Origin of the sequence: Oceanirhabdus sp. W0125-5, assembly GCF_027938815.1 — a bacterium.
Classification (GTDB): Bacteria; Bacillota; Clostridia; order Clostridiales; family Clostridiaceae; genus Oceanirhabdus.
Genome location: NZ_CP115913.1, coordinates 516,563 through 537,034 on the forward strand (window position 1 = coordinate 516,563; position 20,472 = coordinate 537,034).

The 20,472-nt window shown below is 29.4% G+C and carries 17 protein-coding genes and 1 riboswitch; of the genes, 9 read left to right on the plus strand and 8 right to left on the minus strand.

The window, feature by feature from the left end:
• Positions 1–4: 4 nt before the first annotated feature.
• The 8 genes from OW730_RS02595 to OW730_RS02630 all read left to right on the plus strand — a co-directional run bounded on the left by OW730_RS02595 (position 5) and on the right by OW730_RS02630 (position 11,243).
• A complete protein-coding gene (locus OW730_RS02595; protein WP_271227536.1) occupies positions 5–985 on the plus strand; it encodes a DUF4349 domain-containing protein in 981 nt (326 codons plus the stop codon).
• A gap of 62 nt (positions 986–1,047) precedes the next feature.
• Positions 1,048–1,233: riboswitch (cobalamin riboswitch) on the plus strand.
• 182 nt (positions 1,234–1,415) lie between these two features.
• Positions 1,416–2,444, plus strand: a complete 1,029-nt coding sequence (locus OW730_RS02600; RefSeq protein WP_271227537.1) for an ABC transporter substrate-binding protein — start codon at positions 1,416–1,418, stop codon at positions 2,442–2,444.
• A gap of 195 nt (positions 2,445–2,639) precedes the next feature.
• Positions 2,640–3,704 (plus strand): FecCD family ABC transporter permease, encoded by a 1,065-nt coding sequence (locus tag OW730_RS02605; protein WP_271227538.1) that lies wholly within the window; start codon positions 2,640–2,642, stop codon positions 3,702–3,704.
• Positions 3,701–4,474: an ABC transporter ATP-binding protein gene (locus OW730_RS02610; protein WP_271227539.1), complete on the plus strand. Its 774-nt coding sequence runs from the start codon at positions 3,701–3,703 to the stop codon at positions 4,472–4,474. Before OW730_RS02605 ends, OW730_RS02610 begins: the two co-directional genes overlap by 4 nt.
• Before the next feature lie 121 nt (positions 4,475–4,595).
• A complete protein-coding gene (locus OW730_RS02615) occupies positions 4,596–5,570 on the plus strand; it encodes a TIM barrel protein (RefSeq protein ID WP_271227540.1) in 975 nt (324 codons plus the stop codon).
• 230 nt (positions 5,571–5,800) lie between these two features.
• Complete coding sequence (locus OW730_RS02620) at positions 5,801–8,728, plus strand: insulinase family protein (RefSeq protein ID WP_271227541.1); 2,928 nt, start codon at positions 5,801–5,803, stop codon at positions 8,726–8,728.
• Between the two features lie 183 nt (positions 8,729–8,911).
• Positions 8,912–9,853 (plus strand): phosphoglycerate dehydrogenase, encoded by a 942-nt coding sequence (locus OW730_RS02625; RefSeq protein WP_333781256.1) that lies wholly within the window; start codon positions 8,912–8,914, stop codon positions 9,851–9,853.
• A 148-nt stretch (positions 9,854–10,001) separates the two neighbouring features.
• The gene (locus tag OW730_RS02630; protein ID WP_271227542.1) at positions 10,002–11,243 is read left to right on the plus strand and encodes a competence/damage-inducible protein A; all 1,242 of its coding nucleotides are present in this window, start codon (positions 10,002–10,004) and stop codon (positions 11,241–11,243) included.
• A gap of 508 nt (positions 11,244–11,751) precedes the next feature.
• On the opposite strand, the gene OW730_RS02635 is transcribed toward OW730_RS02630, so the two are convergent.
• Positions 11,752–12,756 carry a hypothetical protein gene (locus OW730_RS02635; RefSeq protein ID WP_271227543.1) on the minus strand — a complete coding sequence of 335 codons (1,005 nt, stop codon included), beginning with the start codon at positions 12,754–12,756 and terminating at the stop codon, positions 11,752–11,754.
• Positions 12,757–13,153: 397 nt separating this feature from the next.
• Here OW730_RS02635 and OW730_RS02640 point away from each other — a divergent pair, with 397 nt between their 5' ends.
• Positions 13,154–13,384: a hypothetical protein gene (locus tag OW730_RS02640; RefSeq protein WP_271227544.1), complete on the plus strand. Its 231-nt coding sequence runs from the start codon at positions 13,154–13,156 to the stop codon at positions 13,382–13,384.
• A gap of 196 nt (positions 13,385–13,580) precedes the next feature.
• On the opposite strand, the gene OW730_RS02645 is transcribed toward OW730_RS02640, so the two are convergent.
• The 7 genes from OW730_RS02645 to OW730_RS02675 all read right to left on the minus strand — a co-directional run bounded on the left by OW730_RS02645 (position 13,581) and on the right by OW730_RS02675 (position 20,448).
• Complete coding sequence (locus OW730_RS02645) at positions 13,581–14,555, minus strand: phosphotransferase (RefSeq protein WP_271227545.1); 975 nt, start codon at positions 14,553–14,555, stop codon at positions 13,581–13,583.
• 13 nt (positions 14,556–14,568) lie between these two features.
• Positions 14,569–15,597 carry a helix-turn-helix domain-containing protein gene (locus OW730_RS02650; protein WP_271227546.1) on the minus strand — a complete coding sequence of 343 codons (1,029 nt, stop codon included), beginning with the start codon at positions 15,595–15,597 and terminating at the stop codon, positions 14,569–14,571.
• A 225-nt stretch (positions 15,598–15,822) separates the two neighbouring features.
• On the minus strand, positions 15,823–16,335 hold the full coding sequence (locus OW730_RS02655) for a ferritin (protein ID WP_271227547.1): 513 nt from the start codon (positions 16,333–16,335) through the stop codon (positions 15,823–15,825).
• A 128-nt stretch (positions 16,336–16,463) separates the two neighbouring features.
• Complete coding sequence (locus OW730_RS02660; RefSeq protein WP_271227548.1) at positions 16,464–17,669, minus strand: S8 family serine peptidase; 1,206 nt, start codon at positions 17,667–17,669, stop codon at positions 16,464–16,466.
• Between the two features lie 183 nt (positions 17,670–17,852).
• A complete protein-coding gene (locus OW730_RS02665; protein WP_271227549.1) occupies positions 17,853–18,749 on the minus strand; it encodes a selenium metabolism-associated LysR family transcriptional regulator in 897 nt (298 codons plus the stop codon).
• 79 nt (positions 18,750–18,828) lie between these two features.
• Positions 18,829–19,257 (minus strand): DMT family transporter, encoded by a 429-nt coding sequence (locus OW730_RS02670; RefSeq protein WP_271227550.1) that lies wholly within the window; start codon positions 19,255–19,257, stop codon positions 18,829–18,831.
• A gap of 153 nt (positions 19,258–19,410) precedes the next feature.
• A complete protein-coding gene (locus tag OW730_RS02675; RefSeq protein ID WP_271227551.1) occupies positions 19,411–20,448 on the minus strand; it encodes a right-handed parallel beta-helix repeat-containing protein in 1,038 nt (345 codons plus the stop codon).
• Positions 20,449–20,472 lie beyond the last annotated feature (24 nt).

Consider the following 20,472-nt stretch of genomic DNA (forward strand, 5'->3'; position numbering starts at 1 on the left):
AAACATGAAAAATTGGGGTAAGTTTTTAGTAGGATTGATAGTTATAGCTACATGCTGCATGGGGATAGTTGCCTGTGGATCAAAAAATTCAAATTCAAACAAATCAGCTAAATATAATACATCTTATGAGATGGAAAATAAAAAAGAGGACTCTGGAAATAAATCTGATTCTAAGGGTATGGACACAAGTGATGAGATTGAAGAAAATGAAAAGCAGGACACTGGTGGAAATGATAGAAAAATAATATTAAGAGAATACATTACTATAGAAACACTTAATTTTGATGAAGATAAAGATGCTATTTTAAGTAGAGTAGATAAATTTGGAGGATATATTGAAGAATCACAGTTAAGAGGAAGAGGAGTTAGAGATGAATATTCTAGGAGAAGTGCTCGTTATGTTTTTAGAATACCTAGAAAGAATTATGATTCATTTAAAAGTGAAGTTGCACAGTTTGCACATATTTTACATGAGAATTCAACTACTGAGGATGTAACATTTCAGTTCTATGATACTGAAGCAAGAGTTAATACTTTAAAAATACAAGAAGAAAGATTATTAGAGATATTAAAAAAATCAGGAGACTTAAAAGACATAATCATAATAGAGAAGGAATTACAACAGGTTAGATATGAGATTGAGAGAAATACTACTACATTAAGAAGATTAAGTAATCTTGTTGATTACACTACGATTACGGTAGAATTGGAAGAAGTCTTTGAAATCACAGAAAAAATTAAGGAACCTGAAGATTTGGGTGATAAAATTGTTAAAGTATTTAAAAATTCAGTGGATGGAGTTAAAGAGTTCTTTAAATGGTTAATATTATTTATTGTAGCATTCATTCCGTATTTGATAATAATAGTACCTCTTGCCATAATTGTATATTTCACATATAGAAGAGTAATAAAGAAAAGTACCAAAACCATTGAAGAGAACACAGATAAGAAATCAAATGAAAAGGATAAAAAAGATTCAGATTAATGTTCTTATATTTTGTTGACATTAGATATCAATAAGGTATAATGTGATTAGAGATAATAAAATCAAATATTGAATCATCGGGTTTATTGTAGATAACAATATAACTACAATAATTAAAAGGAAAGTAGGTGAAAAGCCTACACGGTCACGCCACTGTAAGAGAGGAGTACTCATTAATCCATATATTGTGAAGGATATGAGTATGTTGAAACTTGAGTCAGGTATCTGCCTATATGAGCTATACAAACTCTACGAGCGATGGAGGGTATAGGAATATTAGACTTAATGACGATTATTTATAAGTTTATATATGACTATTAGCCTCTTAATCTTTTAGATTAAGAGGTTTTTTATAGGATTAAAATACAAAGATAGTTATTAAGTTCATATCACAACCTTTTGGCTCAACAAAATTTAGGAGGTAATTAAGATGAAGGGATTAAAGAAATTACTACTGCCATTAATTATGATTATGTTTTTAATGGTTGGTTGCGGACAAACTGATGAAAATAAGGGTAATAGCCAGAATAAAGAAAATAATAAGAACATAACAGCTAAAGATAATTCAAAGGAAGAGAAAAAAGAAGATAAGGCGGAAGAGTCTATATATCCTTTAACTATTAAAGATGCCTTAGGGACAGAGATGGTTATTGAGAGCAAGCCTGAGAGAATAGTATCTTTAACTTTAGGAACAGATGAAATACTGTTAAGTCTTGTTGAGCATGAAAAAATAAGTGCTTTATCAGGAAAAATTGCAGAGAATAAAGGAGCTTCAAATGTAGCTGATATAGCAGTTAATTTTGATAAAGCTGAAAATAATGTTGAAAAAATCATATCTTTACAACCAGAATTAGTATTTGCTTCAAGCTGGATAAAAAAAGAACAAGTTGAGCAGATGAGAGAAGCTGGTATAAAAGTATATTGTTATGGAACAGCTAACAATATTGATCAACAAAAAGAGGTTATTTTAGAAATAGCAAAGATTGTTGGTGAAAAAGAGAACGGTGAAAAATTAGTTAAAGAGATGGATGATAAATTAAATTATGTAAAAGAAAAATTATCAGGATTAAAAGAAGAAGAGAAATTAAGAGTGCTTTCTTATAATTCATATGGATCAACAAATGCAAAAGGAACTACATTTGATGATATAGTTAATAAAGCAGGATGTATTAACGTAGCATCAGAAGCAGGACTTGAGGGATGGCCTCAAATATCTAAAGAAAAAATCATAGAGTTAAATCCAGATATTATTACATTACCATCTGTATCATATGATGATAAGACTCCAGAAGATTTTAAGAAATCAATTATGGAAGATGAGAGCTTTAAGGATGTAAAAGCAGTTAAAGAAGGTAGAGTATACTTATTACCAGATAAGCATATGAGCGCTGTTTCTCAATATATTGTATTAGGAGTAGAGGATTTAGCAAAAGCTGCATATGGGGACTTACTTGAGTAAGCATACTAGAAGATAGAAATCCTAAAAATAAATTCCCTTAAGATTTATAGTAAGGGTTGGTTATCTTAAGTGATTTATAAAATCAATAAAAATGAAATTGTTTTCCCATTTTCTAAATTTTTATATTAGGCTGTGCTGCGAGATGCCCAAACTCGCACACAGCCTAAACTTGAATATGCTTGAGGGAGAAAAGAAATGAAAAACCTGATCGGTAATGATTTAAAAATGAAAAATAAAAAAGATAAGACATATCTTATCCCAATTTTTATAATTATATTGTTAATATCAATAGTTATTAGTTCAGCAATAGGAGCTGTTAAGGTACCATATGGAGATACCTTCAAGATAATAATAAATAAAATATTCTCAACTAATTTTGAAATAAAGGAAAAGAGCTTCGAATCAATAATATTCTATGTTAGATTACCTAGGGTTATTGTATCGGCTATTGTTGGAGGCGCTTTAGCATTATGTGGAGCGGTTATGCAGAGTATGTTCAGAAATCCCATGGCTGACCCAGGGATAATAGGTATATCCAGTGGAGCTAGTTTAGGAGCAGTAATCGCAGTTGCATTAAATTTAACCTCATTATCTTTATATTATATGCCACTATTGGCTATAATAGGAGCATTAGGGGCTGCTTTTACAATTTATAAGTTGTCATGCTATAAGGGGAAAATACCTGTATTGACTCTAATTTTATCGGGAATAGCTGTTAGTACGTTTTTAGGAGCTATTAATTCGTTAATATTATCAAAGATAGCTGAGTATAAAGTAAGAGAGTTTTTGTTTTGGTCTATAGGAAGCTTAACAGGAAGAAGATGGGAACATGTACATTTAGCTTTTATTCCAATAGTAATACTTACAATAATATTGTTATTCTTTTCAAAGGAATTAAATATTCTTTTATTAGGGGAAGAAGAAGCTCATTCTGTTGGAGTTAATCCAACTAAGGCAAGGAGAAGAATATTATTTCTCACATCAATGACAACAGCAATAGCTGTATGTGTAAGTGGAAATATTGGATTTGTAGGATTAGTTGTTCCTCATATTCTTAGATTGATTGTTGGACCGGATAACAGAATACTTTTACCATTAAGTGCGCTGGGAGGAGCAATATTTCTTCTAGTTTGTGATTTTATTGCTAGAACAATAATAATGCCTGCAGAGATTGGAGTAGGTATTGTTACATCACTTATAGGAGCACCATATTTTATTTATCTTCTTATGAAAGCACGTAAGGAGGGCATCTCAATATGAATAAAGTTATTGAAATATCGAATCTGCATTATTCAATCAATGATAAAAAGATACTTAAGGATATTAATATATCCTTTGAAAAAGGAGAGTTTATTGGGCTAATTGGTCCTAATGGGGCAGGAAAGACTACTTTATTAAAAAGTATAAATGGAATAAATCAATTAGATGAAGGTAACATAAAAATATTTGGTAATGATATAAGAAAAATGAAAGAGAAGGAATTGGCTAAAGAGGTTGCTTTAATGAACCAAAATACAAGTATCTCATTTGCTTTTCCTTGTGCAGATATAGTGATGATGGGAAGATATCCTTATAGTAGAACATTCGGAGGTTTTACTAAGGAAGATAGTGAAGTTGTTAATAAATATATGAATTTTACAGACACTATTGAATTTAAAGAGAGATTAATAACACAGTTATCAGGAGGAGAAAGACAAAGGGTACTTTTTGCAAAAGTATTAGCACAAGAAACTGATGTTATACTTCTCGATGAGCCAACTGCTAGTTTAGATATCACTCATGAAGAGCAAATATTTAAATACTCAAAAGAGTTAAGTGATAAAGGAAAAACAGTAATAGCAGCAGTACATGATTTAAGAATAGCAATCAAATATTGCAGTAAGTTAGTACTTCTTAATCAAGGGAAAATAATTAAACAAGGAACAGCTGAAGAGGTAATAACAGAGGAAAATCTGAAAACTGCTTATGGAATAAATTCTGAAGTGTATTTTAATTCAGTTTCTAATTCATTAGATTTTGTTGTTCTTTAATTTAGGGGGACAGTTCTCAAGTTTTAACAAAAAATAATAAAATTAGAGAGGGACAGTTCTCAACTTTTAAGAGTAATATAAACTTAAAAGTTGAGAACTGTCCCTAAATGCGAGGGGTAAAATGTATAAGATTTTAAACATATCAAACTATGATGGGGATCTAAAGAAATTTGAATATAAACATAGCAATATGAAGGAGTTTCTAAAAAAATATGATTTAGATGGATTTGAAGTATTACAATTTGGTCAATGGAAGGAAGAACAAATTCCTAAAAATATTATTAAGGGAATGCATTTAAGATTTTATCCAACCTGGATTGATTTTTATAGAGGAGATATTGATAAGCTTATTTCAAAGGTAGATTCAAAAGAAAATATAAGTATGCTATATGGAGGAAACCATAAGAAGGTAATAATTGATTATTATAAAAGTGAACTTAAAACAGCTAAGGAAATAGGAGTTGAATATGTTGTACTTCATGTTTGTCATGTAGATTTACACGAAGCGTTAACATATGAATTTTCATATAGTGATGAAGAGGTTATTGAAGAAGCTGCTAATTTAATTAATGAAATTTTTAGTGGTGAAGAAAAATACGAATTCACATTATTATTAGAGAATTTATGGTGGCCAGGATTAAAGTTTAAGAATAAAGAGAATATGAAAACAATTATTGATAAAATAAATTATGATAAAGTAGGATTTATACTAGACACAGGGCATATGATAAATACAAATCTTAATATTAAAGATAAAGATGAAGCAATAGAATACATAGCTGATACAATAGATAGGTTAGGTGAGATGAAGAATTATATAAAAGGAATTCATCTAAACTATTCATTATCAGGGGCTTATGTTAAAGAGTTTATAAGAAATGAGAAGAATGCAAAAAGGAACCATGAATTTAAGGAGTTATTCCAAAATATTTATGATCACATTAGCAAGATAGATTATCATGATCCTTTTGAGCATGAGAGAGTAAATGAGTTAATCGAGTCTTTAGATATAAAATATTTAGTATATGAGTTATTATCACCAACTCTAGAAGGATTAGAAGAGAAAATTAAACGTCAGGATAAATGGATTAAGTAGAGGGACAGTTCTCAAGTTTTTGTGTTTTTAAAGCATAAAATATTGAGAACTGTCCCTCTAGCATTGTATAAATTATATTAAGAATCAAGATAATAAAAGTGAGTAATAAATGCTTAAAAGTTAAGGTATAAATTACTATTATATAAATAATTTGCTATAATGGTATATGAGCAATAATTCGAGAGTAAAACTAATTTATAATATATATACATATTAAAGGAGCGATTAAGATGACTTTCAAAATTAACGAAACATATAATGGGTTTAAGTTATTGAGAGAAGAGAAGGTTGAGGAAGCAAATTCAATATCCAGATTATTTGAACATGAAAAAACAGGTGCTAGATTATTAAGTTTATTTAATGATGATGATAACAAGGTATTTTCAATATCTTTTAGAACACCACCAGAAGACCATACTGGACTTCCACATATATTAGAACACTCAGTTTTATGTGGGTCTAGGAAGTTTCCTACTAAAGAACCATTTGTTGAACTTATGAAAGGTTCTCTTAATACATTTTTAAATGCTATGACTTTTTCTGATAAAACAATGTATCCTATAGCTAGTAAAAATGATAAGGATTTTTTCAATATCATGGATGTATATATGGATGCAGTATTTTATCCTAATTTACATGAGATACCTGAAATATTAATGCAGGAAGGTTGGCACTATCATCTTGAAAAAAAAGAAGATAAGTTAACATATAAAGGTGTTGTTTATAATGAAATGAAGGGTGCATTCTCATCACCAGAAGGGGTATTACATAGAAAAATTGAGGAATCAGTTCTTAAGGATACTATATATGCAAATGAATCAGGTGGAGACCCAGATTTTATTACAGATTTAACACAAGAACAGTTTGAAGAGTTCCATAGAAAATATTATCACCCTTCAAATAGTTACATCTTCCTTTATGGAAATGGAGATTTACAAGAGCAATTGAGATTTATCAATGAAGAATACCTAAATAATTTTGATAAATTAGAAATAGATTCACATATTGAGAAACAACAGCCATATGAGGAAATAAGAAACTTAGAAGTTAATTATTCAATTTCACCAGATGATGATGATAAGGAAAAAACATATTTAAGTTTGAACTATGTAGTAGGTGAATCAACAGATAGAGAATTAGTACTTGGAATGGATATTCTTGAATATATGCTTCTTGAAAATCCAGCTGCTCCACTTAAAAAAGCGTTAGTAGATGCTAATTTAGGTAAAGATGTATTTGGAAGCTATAATAATTCCGTAATTCAACCAGTACTATCAATAATATTGAAAAATTCAGATACAGATAAAGCAGAAGAATTTAAAAAAGTTGTTTATGATACATTAAGAGATTTAGTTGAAAAAGGTATAGATAAAGACCTGATTGAGGCGAGTATCAATATAAATGAATTTAAATTGAGAGAGTCAGAAATGGGTGGATTATCAAAAGGACTATTATATGCAATTAGATGTATGGATGGTTGGTTATATGAGGCAGACCCATTAATGCATTTAAGATATGAAAATGAACTTCAGAGCATTAAAGAAAAGAGTAAAACTGGATACTTTGAAGATTTAATTAAGAAGTACATTTTAGATAATAAACATGGTTCATTATTAATATTAAGTCCTAAAAAGGGAATGGCAGAAGAACGTTCTGAAGAGGTACAAAGAAAGTTAGATGAGTATAAAGCTAGCCTATCAGAAGAAGAAATTAATAAAATTGTAGAAGGAACTAAGAAGCTTCTACAAAGACAGATGACTCCAGATACTAAGGAAGCGTTAAGTACAATTCCATTAGTAGAGTTAGAAGATATTCCAAATGAACCAGAAAAGATACCACAAGTACAAAAAGAAATAGAAGGAATAAAGGCATTATATCAAGAGGTATTCACTAGCAAAATAGCATATTTACATTTATTATTTGATGCTAGTGTTGTTGAACAAGAGGATATTCAATATATAGCATTACTTGGTTCAATTTTAGGAAAAGTAAGTACTGAAGATAAGCATTACTCAAAGTTATCTAATGAAATTAATATTAATACAGGTGGTATTAGATTCAGCACTGAGAGCTACTCTAAAGATGGAGATGATCAAATTTTCTATCCAAAATTCTCTGTTAGAGCAAAAGCCTTAAGTGACAAAATACCAAATATGATTTCACTAATAAAAGAAATAATACTTACTTCTAAATTTGATGAAGATAAGAGAATAAAAGAGTTAATATCTCAATTAAAATCCAGATTAGAAATGACTATATTTGACAGAGGTCATTCAGTAGCTGCAAATAGATTATTATCGTATTTCTCACCTGCAGGAAAATATCATGAGATGATATCTGGAATCAGCTTATATAAATTCATATGTAATTTAGAGAAAAATTTTGAGGAAATGAAAGAAGAAATAAAATCTAAGTTAAAAGGTTGTGCTAAAAATATCTTAAACAAAAATGGATTATTAATAAGCGTAACTTGTGAGGATGAAGAGTATAAAATTATTGAAAATAATATTGGTGATTTATTAGCAGGTATTAGTGATGAAAAAATTTCTCAAAAAGAATATAGTTTTGAAGAAGTAAGAGATAATGAAGGATTAAAAACACCAGGTAATGTTCAATATGTGGCAAAAGGATATAACTATATAAGATTAGGTAACCAATACACAGGAAAACTTCAGGTGTTAAAGAAAGTTACAAGTATAGATTATCTATGGAATAAAGTTCGTGTGCAAGGTGGAGCTTATGGATGCATGGTGAGATTAACTAGAGCTGGAAGCTTAATATTTACATCATATAGAGATCCAAATCTTAAAGAAACACTTGATGCATATGATAATACATTTAAATATTTAAAAGATATTGATATTGATGATAGAGAAATGAGAAAATACATTATTGGAACAATAAGTGAGATGGATTCACCATTGTCACCAGTTCTTAAAGGTGAAAAAGCAGTTGCAGACTTTATAAAAGGCCTGACTTATGATGACTATAAAAAGGAAAGAGAAGAAGCATTAGCTACAACTCAAGAAGATATAAAACAATTATCTTCAATTTACGAGGATGTTATGAGAAAAGGCTTCTACTGTGCAATGGGTAATGAATCAAAAATTAATAAGAATAAAGAGTTATTCAATAAGTTTGTAAACGTATTTGAATAAAAATATGCTCCTGTTAGAAAGATTAAATACTCTTTCTAACAGGAGTTAAGTTATAGAGAATCCATAGTTAAACTTTATTTATACATATTCAAAATCGCAGCGTTCCTATGAGTTTTGAGTGTGTATAAATTTAGTTTTAACTTGGAATCTCTATATAAGATTTTATTGAATGAGGTGATTATTATGACAAAGGTATTGTTCACTCATGACTATGGAGAAGAAAAGTTTAATTTGATTAAAGCTATGGGGTATGAAATTGTACATCAAAGAGAAGATACGGAATTCAATGAAGAAGAACTTAAAGGTATTGAGGTACTTGTATGTTATAATCCTTTCAAAAATTTAGATATAAGTAAATTAGACAATCTTAAATTAATACAATTATCTAGTACAGGCACAGATCAAATTCCTTTAAATAAGCTGAATAAGAATACTGTTGTGAGCAACAATAAAGGGGGATATAGCATACCCATTGGTGAATGGATTGTGATGAGTATACTCAACTTAATGAAGAATACTTATAAGCTTTTTAGACAACAAGAAAATAAAAAATGGAAGATGAATAAAGGTTGTTTAGAAGTATACGGGAAAAAGGTAGGTTTTCTTGGAACAGGGACATTAGCACAAGAGGGAGCTAAAAGGCTTCAAGGATTTGGAGCAGAGATAATAGGCTTTAATACAAATGGAAGAATAGTTGATAATATGGACTTATGTTATCCTTTAGAAGAGGCGCATAAGGTCATAGGAAAATGTGATATTGTAATCTGTACACTTCCATATACAGAAAAAACTCATGAGTTAATTAATAATGATTTCATTTCTAAGATGAAAGATGGAGTTTTCTTTATTAATGTATCAAGAGGTATGATAATAAATGAAAAGGATTTAATTAAAAATTTAAAGAATGGCAAGATAAAAGGGGCAGCATTAGATGTATTCTATGAAGAGCCTTTACCAGCAGAAAATGAATTATGGAATTTAGAAAATGTAATAATATCTCCTCATAATAGTTGGTTGTCTGAAATGAGAAATGAGAGAAGATTTGAAGGGATAATTGAGAACCTTAGAAGATATAAAGAGGGACTAGAGGTTATTAATAAGGTTGATATGAAAGAAGGATATTGATAAAAGCGTAATGTAAAATGGAGAATGTAAAATGTAAAACGTAGGATATTTCTCTCCGAGAAATTAAAAAATTATTGAAAATCATGAGATTATGGACAAAGATGCATTAAAATTCGTGCAATAAGTATTAAGATGTGGAGGGATATAAATGAAGGCAGAGATTTTATGTATTGGAACTGAATTATTACTTGGTAATATTGTAAATACAAATGCTCAGTATCTATCTGAGCAGTTAGCTAATGCTGGGGTTAGTGTGTATTACCATACAGTTGTAGGGGATAATCCGGAGAGGTTAAAGAAAGCTTTAGAGATAGCATATTCAAGAGCTGATATGGTTATTACAACTGGAGGGTTAGGGCCTACTCAAGATGACTTATCAAAGCAGACTATTGGAGAGTTCTTTAATAGAGAAATGGTATTCAATCAAGGATGTATGGATGAAATAGAGAAATATTTTAAACGTATTAATAGAACAATGACAAAGAATAATGAGAGGCAAGCATATTTTCCAGAAGGTGCAATAATACTTAAAAATGATAATGGGACAGCACCTGGGATGATATTAGAAGAGGAAGGAAAGGTATGCATTGTTTTACCAGGACCACCTAATGAGATGACCTTGATGTATCAGAATGGAGTAGTACCTTATTTGAGTGAAAAAACGAATGAGGTTATAGTATCTAAAACTCTCAAGGTTATGGGAATAGGGGAATCAAAAATTGAGGAAATGCTATCAGAAATTATTGATAACCAAACAAATCCAACTATTGCACCATATGCAAAAGGAGCAGAGGTTCATTTAAGAATAACATGTAAAACTTCAAGTGAAGAAGAAGCACTTGAGAAGATAGAAAAGATGGAGCAAGAGGTAAGGGTTATTCTTGGAGATAATATTTATGGATGTAACGATGATACATTAGAAGGAGTAATATGCAGTTTACTTGAAGAGAAAGGACTTAAAATAGCAACAGCAGAGTCGTGTACAGGTGGAATGATTAGTGCAAAGCTGGTTAATCACCCTGGGGCATCATCAGTATTTATGGAAGGATGCGTAACTTACAGTAATGAAGCTAAGATGAATAGGTTAAATGTTAGAAAAGAAACGTTAGATAAATACGGAGCTGTAAGTCATCAGGTTGCTGAGGAAATGGCTAAAGGCATAGCAGAGACTGCTAATTGTGATATAGGATTATCTACTACGGGAATTGCAGGACCAGGAGGGGGAACACCAGAAAAACCTGTTGGACTGGTTTATTTAGGATTCTATTATAGAGGGAGAGTATTTTCCCAGGAAATAAGATTAAATGGAAATAGAATGAAAGTTAGAGAAAGAACAACAAAGATGATATTGGATAGGTTGAGAAGAGAATTGTTGAAAGATAGACAATAGAGTTAGATAATATATTGTAACTCTATAAATAGACCCAGAAATAGGTTTTATTAAGCAGATTTGATTGGGGTTGTGTGTTTAAGGTGATATTCTATGTGTATTATAGAATATCACCTTGATTGATTATTTAAATTATTTTTGTGGTTAAATTAAAATATACATATTGATAAATTCAGAAGAACAATTAGCGTTCCATAGCAGCTACAATATTAACTTTCAATATTATACATATTATACAAATCAAAATGACACACACACCCATAGCCTTTGTCAAATCAACTGCAATATCACTTGGAACGACATTCCTATATTTCCATGAACATACAAATTCGGGTTTCAATATGGCTAGTAGTCCAATACCTATGAATGTTGTATAAATTAATATGTTTAAAAATAACATTTTAACACCTTCTCATTTTTAATACTATATTACTAAATAATTATAGTATTTATTATGTTACCAGTATTTTATTATATATTGTAAGTAATCTAGAAAGATAGTTTAATATTAATAGCCGGCTTTAATATAAATTACAATCTTTGACTTTGACAAATATTTATTAAATTTAACTTTTGTTAACGCATATTGATCTGATCTATCAAGTATACGAGATTTAAAATTTAATCCAACTGAATATACAGGTTCATTTAAAGAATAAGAGTTCTGTTGTCCCTCTAGTGTCGAAGGGAAAATTTTCTCTTGAGAAGTCATTTTATCAGCATCTAGATCATAAGAATTTGTTATGTTGTTAGTCAATTCTTGAAATGCATAATATGTTGCAGAAGTGAGAGGGAATCTAGCTAGAAATGCACATGCTACATTCTTTACTCCAAAAAATGATGGATCTGTTCCATATATAACCCCTCTTACATAATATACAAGAGAAGATGGGTCTGTAGAACCTACAGCAATTGTTAAATTTTCCACAGGTTTTCCACCAGCTAGTACCATATAGGTTTCATCATATGTGTTATACGCTATCACATAACTGTCTACATACGTAAATTGACAATCTACCCATGTACCTGTCCCATTTTCAAGAGTTTCATATCCTACATTTAAAGCTTTATCAAAAAACGCAATAGATGTTATCATTGTAGCAGTTCCACCTGCGTAGCCTATTCTATCAGCCACATAAGCAAAATTGTCGCCTACAACTGCTTTATTACTAAATTCAGTTTTGCCCGTAAATAAACTAGTAGGTATAGGATCATGTACTATATCAGGAACAAGTGGTGATCCTAAACTCATTAATATATTATTCTCATTTAAGTTTTTTTGATAAGTTATAAAGTCTTGTATTTTTAGTATTTCTTCATCTGATGTATTTCTACTTTTAGGCGTATTTTTATTTTTTTTATTCTTACTATTTTCATAATAGTCCTTCAAATAATCTCTTATTTCTTGCTCTGTAGGATTCTTTGATTTTCTTAAATTTTGTGCATAAACAACATTACAATTTAATGATATGATCATTAATCCTAATAATAAAAACGATATTATTTTCTTCATATCTAAATTTCCTCCAAGTTTTGTACAAGATCTTGTATAAAAATTTTTTTTTACATGTCGCAACAATAAATATATTATCACATCTTTATAAAAAATAATGTCTAAATATAGAAATAAATAAAAAAAAAATAAAAAATGTTATTTTTTTCATTAAATATAAAGAACATATTGGTTTGGAAACAAGACTATTCGCCTTGATATATATTGGAGTTAAAGCGATTTACTTGGACTGGACGTCTAAATGAAATTTTGTTATACTAAAAATATATATTTAACTGAAAATTTAGAATTCCAATAAAAATTTATTAATATAAAAACTAAACGTTACATTAATTCTATAAAAAATTTAATTCAGAACACTATGAAATGAAAAATATATGATAAGGGGGAGATTTATTTGTCGTTTGTAATAGTAATATTATTATTCATTATACCTGTGATATTAAAGAAATATTTAGGGGTATTACAATTAATATTTGCATTATGCTTTTTAATTAGAATGCTAATTCCAGAAGTAGATGGTAGTAATGCAAAATATATTTTTGAGATTTTTAGAAGTTATATGATTCCATTTTGGATTTTAGGTTCGTTATACGCTATGAATAGTCGTATAAAAGAACTTAAGTGATGTTACATAAACTCCTAATTATAGTTGTTTTAAATGTATTGAAAGTATTAATTTTTAAAAAGACTAAAAAGAATGATTTTAAGCAGTTAATTTTTTATGATATATTTATGATTATTCTATTATATTTTATATTAAGATAAGAAGAAAGCAGAGATAACATGAGTTATCCCTGCTTTCTACGTATTTTAATCTAATACTATCTAAATAATGTCATCATACTATCAATATCTAACAGTTCTTTACCATTCAGGATAATGTTAGCTAAAATCTCTGCATTTTTATAGTAATAAGTAAAACCTTCATCTCTTTCAATAGATTCATTATTTAACTCATATTCTATAAACTCAATACATTCATTTAGACATGAAAGTAGTACATCCCAAATAAACTGATTGTAATCAGGCTTATATACCAATTTATCATATAATCCTTTCAGGAAAATCTTTCGATATTCATTGGTCATATAAAAAGGAAATGGCAAAAATCTTTCTGAACCATGTACTATTAATCGTGCAACATCTAATGAATAAGGCATAATACCTGCAAATGCCCAATCTATTAATATAATGCCCTTATCATTTTCTATTGCATTACATTGCAAAAAGTCTCCATTACATAAAGTACGTGGACATATTAACTGTCTGTCCAAGAAAATTTCATAAGCAGAAGCTAAGTTAAATTCTTTTTTAAGACACTCTGCCCTTTTATTTATTCTTGTCCAGTATCTTTCAAAACGGTTATCTAGTTTATTCTCTTTAAAGCAGTTTTTCTGCCAGTACATATTAAAAATACGAGAAAGACTATCAGAACATCCATAAGCCATATTTTTATTAAACCTTCGTAAATCTGATCCATCAATATATTCTATTAATATCCACTTCGTATTATTAATACAAGCCCATCCCTCTAGTTTTGGGACAGGTAAATTTTTATCTGTAAGAAATTGCTCATAAACTGATATTTCATTGTCATCTGACTTTTTTAGAATGTATGTCTGCGTATTTGATATTATTTTATAAACATTATAAGTCCTATCAACACCTTCTCCATTATCGTGAAAGCGTTCAATATATATTTGTGATGCAAAGGATGGATTAATTGTTTCTAGAACTGTTTTTAACATATTTATTTGGTTAATGTCAGTGATTCTTTCTGTATATATACCTTTCATGAATATCTCCTTATTACATCATTAATTCTTCTAACTGTTTAATTTCTCTTTTCAATCTGTCAACTGATTCACCAAAAGTTATTGACCATTCTTCTTTTAATAAAGTGATGGCACCTTCATACATTTTTATAGCATTTTCATAATCACCTTTAATTTTATAAATATGAGCCATGCATTCGTGTGCATCTATATATCTAGGTTTAGGTTGTAATTCAAGAGCTTTTTTATTATCTTCAATTGCTTTGTCGTAATTACATACACGGGTATGTTCATCGGCACGTGTTGACCACACTAACCAGTTAGTAGGGTCAGAAGCAACCATTTTATCAAAGATCTCAAAGGCTTTTTTATGATTTCCAGCCTTTTTTTCAATCATACCCTCAAACCAAGTGATTCTAAATGTATTATCAACTTGTTTCATTAAATCAAGATATTTTTTAGCTTCAATTAATCTACCATCAGCAATTAGAAGCTCTATTAAGCACATATAACTTATTCTAAGTTCAGGATGTTTATCACAAAAAGCTATATAGTAATCTATTAGTTTATGATGATTTTCAAAATTCCAATCTAAAGATGCAACATTACTAGCACTTCCAAGTGCTCCATGATTTTCTTTAAGTTCAGGATTAATTTCTAGAGCTTTTTTAGCATATTCAATTGCTTGATTATGATAGCTTTCTGCACGATGGTTGTACAAATCAGCTAATAAAGTATATGCTTTACCTTTTTTATCAGAGTGGTCAAGTAAGCTTATTAAGTAATTCTTAGCATATAATTCATCTTGCATATTAAGATCCTTTTGAGTTTCTAGCATATTTTCAATACGTTCAAGATGTGCATCATCGCTAAGTGTAAACAAGTCATCTATAGAAATACCGAAAAAGGTAGAGATTTTAGGTAGTAATGAAATATCAGGTGAAGTTTGTCCCTGTTCCCATTTAGATACCGCTTGAAAGCTTACTTTCAAATAATCCGCTAATTTCTCTTGAGTGATACCTTTATTTACTCGTAATTGTTTTATTTTTTTTCCTAAATCCATTTTTAATCCCCCTTGTGGTTACTCTAATTTTTAATGACCGGTCAATTACAGTATATCTATATATCCCTATATTAACAATAACTAGAAAATTGAATTGATTCAACTAACAGTTGAACTGGAATTGCTATTGGGAAAATAGTATACATATATAGGTATTAGAAAAAGATAAAGCACACTTAGAAAATAAACATTTATTTTCTAAGTGTGCTTTCTTAATAATTTATTTTATTTATTATTAGCAGGAACAACAAAAGTTCTTGTAGCTAATTCTGTATCTATCATGTAAATTCCAGCTGAATTATCTTTATTTCTCTGAAGTTTCTTCATAAGCTTATTGAATGTACTCTCTTCTTCACGTTGTTCATCTATGAACCATTGTAAGAAGCTTATAGTGGCAAATTCCTTCTCATCAGTAGCAAGAGAAATTAAATCATAAAAACGTTTAGTAACACTCTTTTCATGAGCATATGCTTTTTCAAAACAATCAAGCATTGAACTATATTCATTAATAGGTTGATCTATAGCTCCTATGTTTACTCTTCCACCCATATCATTGATGTAATCATAAATTTTCATAGCATGGAATCTTTCTTCTTCTGCCTGTACTCTGAAGAAGTTTGCAAAACCATCCATATCTTGAGAACTGCAATAAGCTGCCATTGCTAAGTATAAATTAGCAGAATAAAATTCAAAAGTAATTTGTGTGTTTAATTCTTTAAAAAGTTTTTCACTAATCATAATCCCACTCCTCGATATATATTACTAATATTAATCACTATAAAATATTATGTGTTATAAATAATAATTAAATACTATATAATAATTATACTAGTAAATAATGATTATTGCAAGATAATCATTATTAATTAATTATCTTTTTTATGGGTAAAGTGAAAAAACTCAGGTATATTGATAATTGGAATATCAGGTTTTGGCCCATCTTTAGGAGTAGATGAGTATTTTAGTATTGAATAAATATCATTCCACTTAAAATCTTTATTATAATCAAATGCTAATGAAATTAGTGATGAAACAAGAGCACTTGATAGTGAAAGAGAAGTTACAGTTATGTTTAATCGATCTAATTTAACTGGATATAGTTTACGACCACTGCGTTCAGAGATATAGTTTATATCACTGTTTAAACAGTTTAAGCCAACACATGGAAACCAAAAATCAGGTTTTTTTAGTTTTTTATGATTGCATTTAGAGGTTAGTTCATAAGGCGTATTATCTTTGTGCAAACCACCAATTGTTATGCAATTTTTAGATAGGGCAAATCCGCATACTGAGGAATATTCTATACCATTACTTGTAGAAGGAACCACTACAACAATATTATCATTTCTTGCTTTTTCAAATAACTTATCAAATAGTGAAATTATATTTGAATCGTAAGTATTAAGCTCAAAGGGCAAACATATTACATTTATATTATATTTATTTTTTTCATTAATAAGCATATGAATACCGAAAAGGATAGAGGAAAGATAACCTTTACCTATAGAGTTAAAGGCTTTAACAACATATAGATGGCTATCAGGAGATAAACCTTTCACACTATTTTTATTAGATGCTTGACTGCTTGAGATTAAACCGCATATTGCAGTACCATGTCCAAAATCATCATAAGGGTATTTAAATCCATTCACTAAATCAAGAAATTGAATAACTTTCTTATGTGGTCTCATAAGATCCACGTGAGGGTAAACACCACTACTTAAAACTCCTATAGTAGTATTTTTACCAGTTAAATTTACACTGGAATTTAATCTTATGTTTAACCCTTTCGAATAAGATGAGTTCATATTGAGAGTAATCATCTTGTCAGGAAAGATTTCTTTTATATAAGGATATTCCGAAAGGTTGTAAAGAGTATGTTTTTTTATGACAGCAGAAATACAGTTTATTGAATCAATAATATTGAGAACTGTCCCTCTAGAGTTTACAATTTTTTTTATAATTTTATCTTCAAAATTACTATATCTTATTAAAACTCTATAACTATTAAAAGAGTTATTTTCTAATAAAGGGATCAGGTCCTTATGAATTTTTCTATGGATTAAAAACACATTATCACCTTTTTAATTGCTTCACTATTTATTATATGAAGCAATAAGGAATTTGAGATTAAAAAAGTCAAAAAAACATAAGAAAAGAAAGTAAAAATATAGGTTCTGACCTAAGTCAGAACCATCCTTCATTATACATTTTACATTATCAATTATACATTTGTTTTAAGCATAAGCCTTTATTTACAGTTTTAAATCAAATTGGTCTACACACATGGAAATAAAGGATTTCGCCACAGGAGTAAGAGTTCTATTTCTATTTATAACCAGATATAAACATCGTTTTAAATCTAAATCCACAATGTTTGAAACTTTTAATCCATAATTATTAAAACTATTTATAATCAGTTGTTTTGAAACAATAGTAATACCTAGGCCTTCTTTTACCAATTGGAGTAGAGCATTGATATTATCAATTTCACATATAATATTAAGCTTGTTCGATTTTAATTCACTATTAATTAATGCACTTTCAAAAGTTCTTCTTGTAGCTGAATTTTTTTCACGCATTAAGAAATCATGATTGATAATATCTTGAACTTTAACCTGTTCAGGTATATTAAAATCTCCATTATGAACAACAACAAGTTCATCATCAATAAGTTTATGACTTAATATCTTATCATTTTTAAAGTTTGTTCCTACTATACCAATTTCACAGTTCAGATTAATTATGTCTTTAATTATATTACCTGAACCTTGTTCTTTAAGTGAAAACTTAACATCAGGATACTTATCGTGAAAGTTGTGTAAGAGTTTTGGAACTATTGAATTAAATGGTGTAGTACTGGCTGAAAGTGTAAGAGTACCTCTTATATTATTATGAAAATTACTTACATTAGTAATTGCATTATTACGTAAGCTTATCATATCCATTGCATACTCTAAAAGAGATTCTCCAGCAGGGGTAAGATGTACTACTTTTGAGGTCCTATCAAATAGTTGAACCTTTAATTCTTTTTCTAGCGCAGATATATGTGAACTTATTGTAGGTTGTGAAATAAATATATGATCAGCTGCTTTTGAAAAGCTTTTATGTTTTGCAACGCTTACAAAAGCTTCCACCTGTTTAAAATCCATCGACAAATTCCTCCCATTGCTTTATAAGTCTATTATTATATTAAATAGACTTATTTGCAATAGGAGATTTGTCATTTAATCATTTTGTAAAGTTAAAGAGTGCTATTCCTGATAGCATTAACCCTACTCCAATATACTTATATATTGTAAAGTGAGTTGCTTCAGTTCCAAACCAACCAAAAGCTTCAATAATACCAGCTGAGGTTAGTTGACTTATAAGTATAATTCCAATAGCAATTGTAGGATTCAATGCTTCTATACTAAGCATAACAGTAAAAATAATTATGGCTCCAAATATACCACCGGTTAAATATAGTTTTTTGGCATCTGTTATATCTTTTAGGTTGCCATCACCAAAGATCATCATAATAATAAAAGTAAGTACTAGTGCTGTACCTTGAACAAATACATTAGTTTCCCATAAACCGATTTTCTCACTTAGCCTTGTATTGAATACCCCTTGAAAAGTCATACATAAACCTGCTATAACTGCAAATATGAATTTCATATCATTACCTCCTAAGAGTAGTTTTTCCCCAAAAAGATAAAATAATTTATAGAATATTAATCTTAGGATATGAAATCAGTAAAATAGAGTAGTAATGATATAAGTAATAACTCGTAAAATTAAGCCCTTAGTATCAACCTAAGGGCTTTTAAGTTAACAACAGTTAACTTTCACATTTCCATCAAAGACGTTATTTTCATCTGCTGGCGGGTAAGCACTAATGTTAGGGTCATTACATTCGAAGAAATTATCTCTAACTGCATTGTCTACGGATTCTCTTAATAGAAGGACACCAGCCTTGTTGTTAGTTATGAATGCATTATCATCAACAAAATTCTCAGTTCCGTCGTCACCAATTGCAACTCCATTTCCAACATTGCAGATTACTCTATTAAATATAACTCTATTTAGCATACCATCATCAATATCTACACCGTCACCACAATTATATTCAATTTTGTTCTTAACAATGGAGTTTAAATTTGTATCTTTTATATCTATACCGTCATCTCGATTTCTAGCAATACAGTTGTTCAAAATTAATGTTCTACCAAGTCTAGATCTAATACCATTATTTAAATTACACTTGATAGTACAGCCGATGATTAAATTGAAGAGACATTCACCAGAGTCGTGTTCAATATTGATTCCATCATTCAAATTAAATGACATATTACAGTTTAGGACTAAAGTGTTTCCACCTGAGATTGTTAAACCATGATTACCATTTCTTTCACAGGTGCATTCAATAATACATGAATTATCACCATTAACAGTTATACCATCGCCTTTATTATCGAGGCATTTTACACAGTTGAATAGGTTTCCACCTTCGGATTCATCAGTTACAAAGATACCAAATAAACAATTGCATACTTCACAATTATCAATAGTACAATCTTTGCCGCTTATACTGATTCCGTTAGTATAGCCACCCTTAATAATAAAGTTTGAAATATATACACCATTTGCTTCTACATTGAACCCAGCTTCTCCCCCATCGTAGCAAACTCCTTGTAATATTGGTTTGTTTTTAGGGTCACCTTTGATTCTAAGTTTAGGTTTATCATCTGGAATGGTAACAGATTCTTTATATACACCAGGACATACAATTATAGTATCTCCAGCTTCTGATAAAAAAACAGCATCATTAATAGTAGGTACGTCTAGAGGAACTCTTATAATACTCATATTTTCAACTCCTTGCGTTGTTTT

Coding starts and splice junctions, on each gene's coding strand:
- OW730_RS02615 (WP_271227540.1), top strand. CDS start 4,596: ATGTATAAGATTTTAAACATATCAAACTATGATGGGGATCTAAAGAAA.
- OW730_RS02655 (WP_271227547.1), bottom strand. CDS start 16,335: ATGATTAGTGAAAAACTTTTTAAAGAATTAAACACACAAATTACTTTT.
- OW730_RS02670 (WP_271227550.1), bottom strand. CDS start 19,257: ATGAAATTCATATTTGCAGTTATAGCAGGTTTATGTATGACTTTTCAA.
- OW730_RS02620 (WP_271227541.1), top strand. CDS start 5,801: ATGACTTTCAAAATTAACGAAACATATAATGGGTTTAAGTTATTGAGA.
- OW730_RS02595 (WP_271227536.1), top strand. CDS start 5: ATGAAAAATTGGGGTAAGTTTTTAGTAGGATTGATAGTTATAGCTACA.
- OW730_RS02605 (WP_271227538.1), top strand. CDS start 2,640: ATGAAAAACCTGATCGGTAATGATTTAAAAATGAAAAATAAAAAAGAT.
- OW730_RS02610 (WP_271227539.1), top strand. CDS start 3,701: ATGAATAAAGTTATTGAAATATCGAATCTGCATTATTCAATCAATGAT.
- OW730_RS02645 (WP_271227545.1), bottom strand. CDS start 14,555: ATGAAAGGTATATATACAGAAAGAATCACTGACATTAACCAAATAAAT.
- OW730_RS02625 (WP_333781256.1), top strand. CDS start 8,912: ATGACAAAGGTATTGTTCACTCATGACTATGGAGAAGAAAAGTTTAAT.
- OW730_RS02635 (WP_271227543.1), bottom strand. CDS start 12,756: ATGAAGAAAATAATATCGTTTTTATTATTAGGATTAATGATCATATCA.
- OW730_RS02675 (WP_271227551.1), bottom strand. CDS start 20,448: ATGAGTATTATAAGAGTTCCTCTAGACGTACCTACTATTAATGATGCT.
- OW730_RS02665 (WP_271227549.1), bottom strand. CDS start 18,749: ATGGATTTTAAACAGGTGGAAGCTTTTGTAAGCGTTGCAAAACATAAA.
- OW730_RS02630 (WP_271227542.1), top strand. CDS start 10,002: ATGAAGGCAGAGATTTTATGTATTGGAACTGAATTATTACTTGGTAAT.
- OW730_RS02650 (WP_271227546.1), bottom strand. CDS start 15,597: ATGGATTTAGGAAAAAAAATAAAACAATTACGAGTAAATAAAGGTATC.
- OW730_RS02600 (WP_271227537.1), top strand. CDS start 1,416: ATGAAGGGATTAAAGAAATTACTACTGCCATTAATTATGATTATGTTT.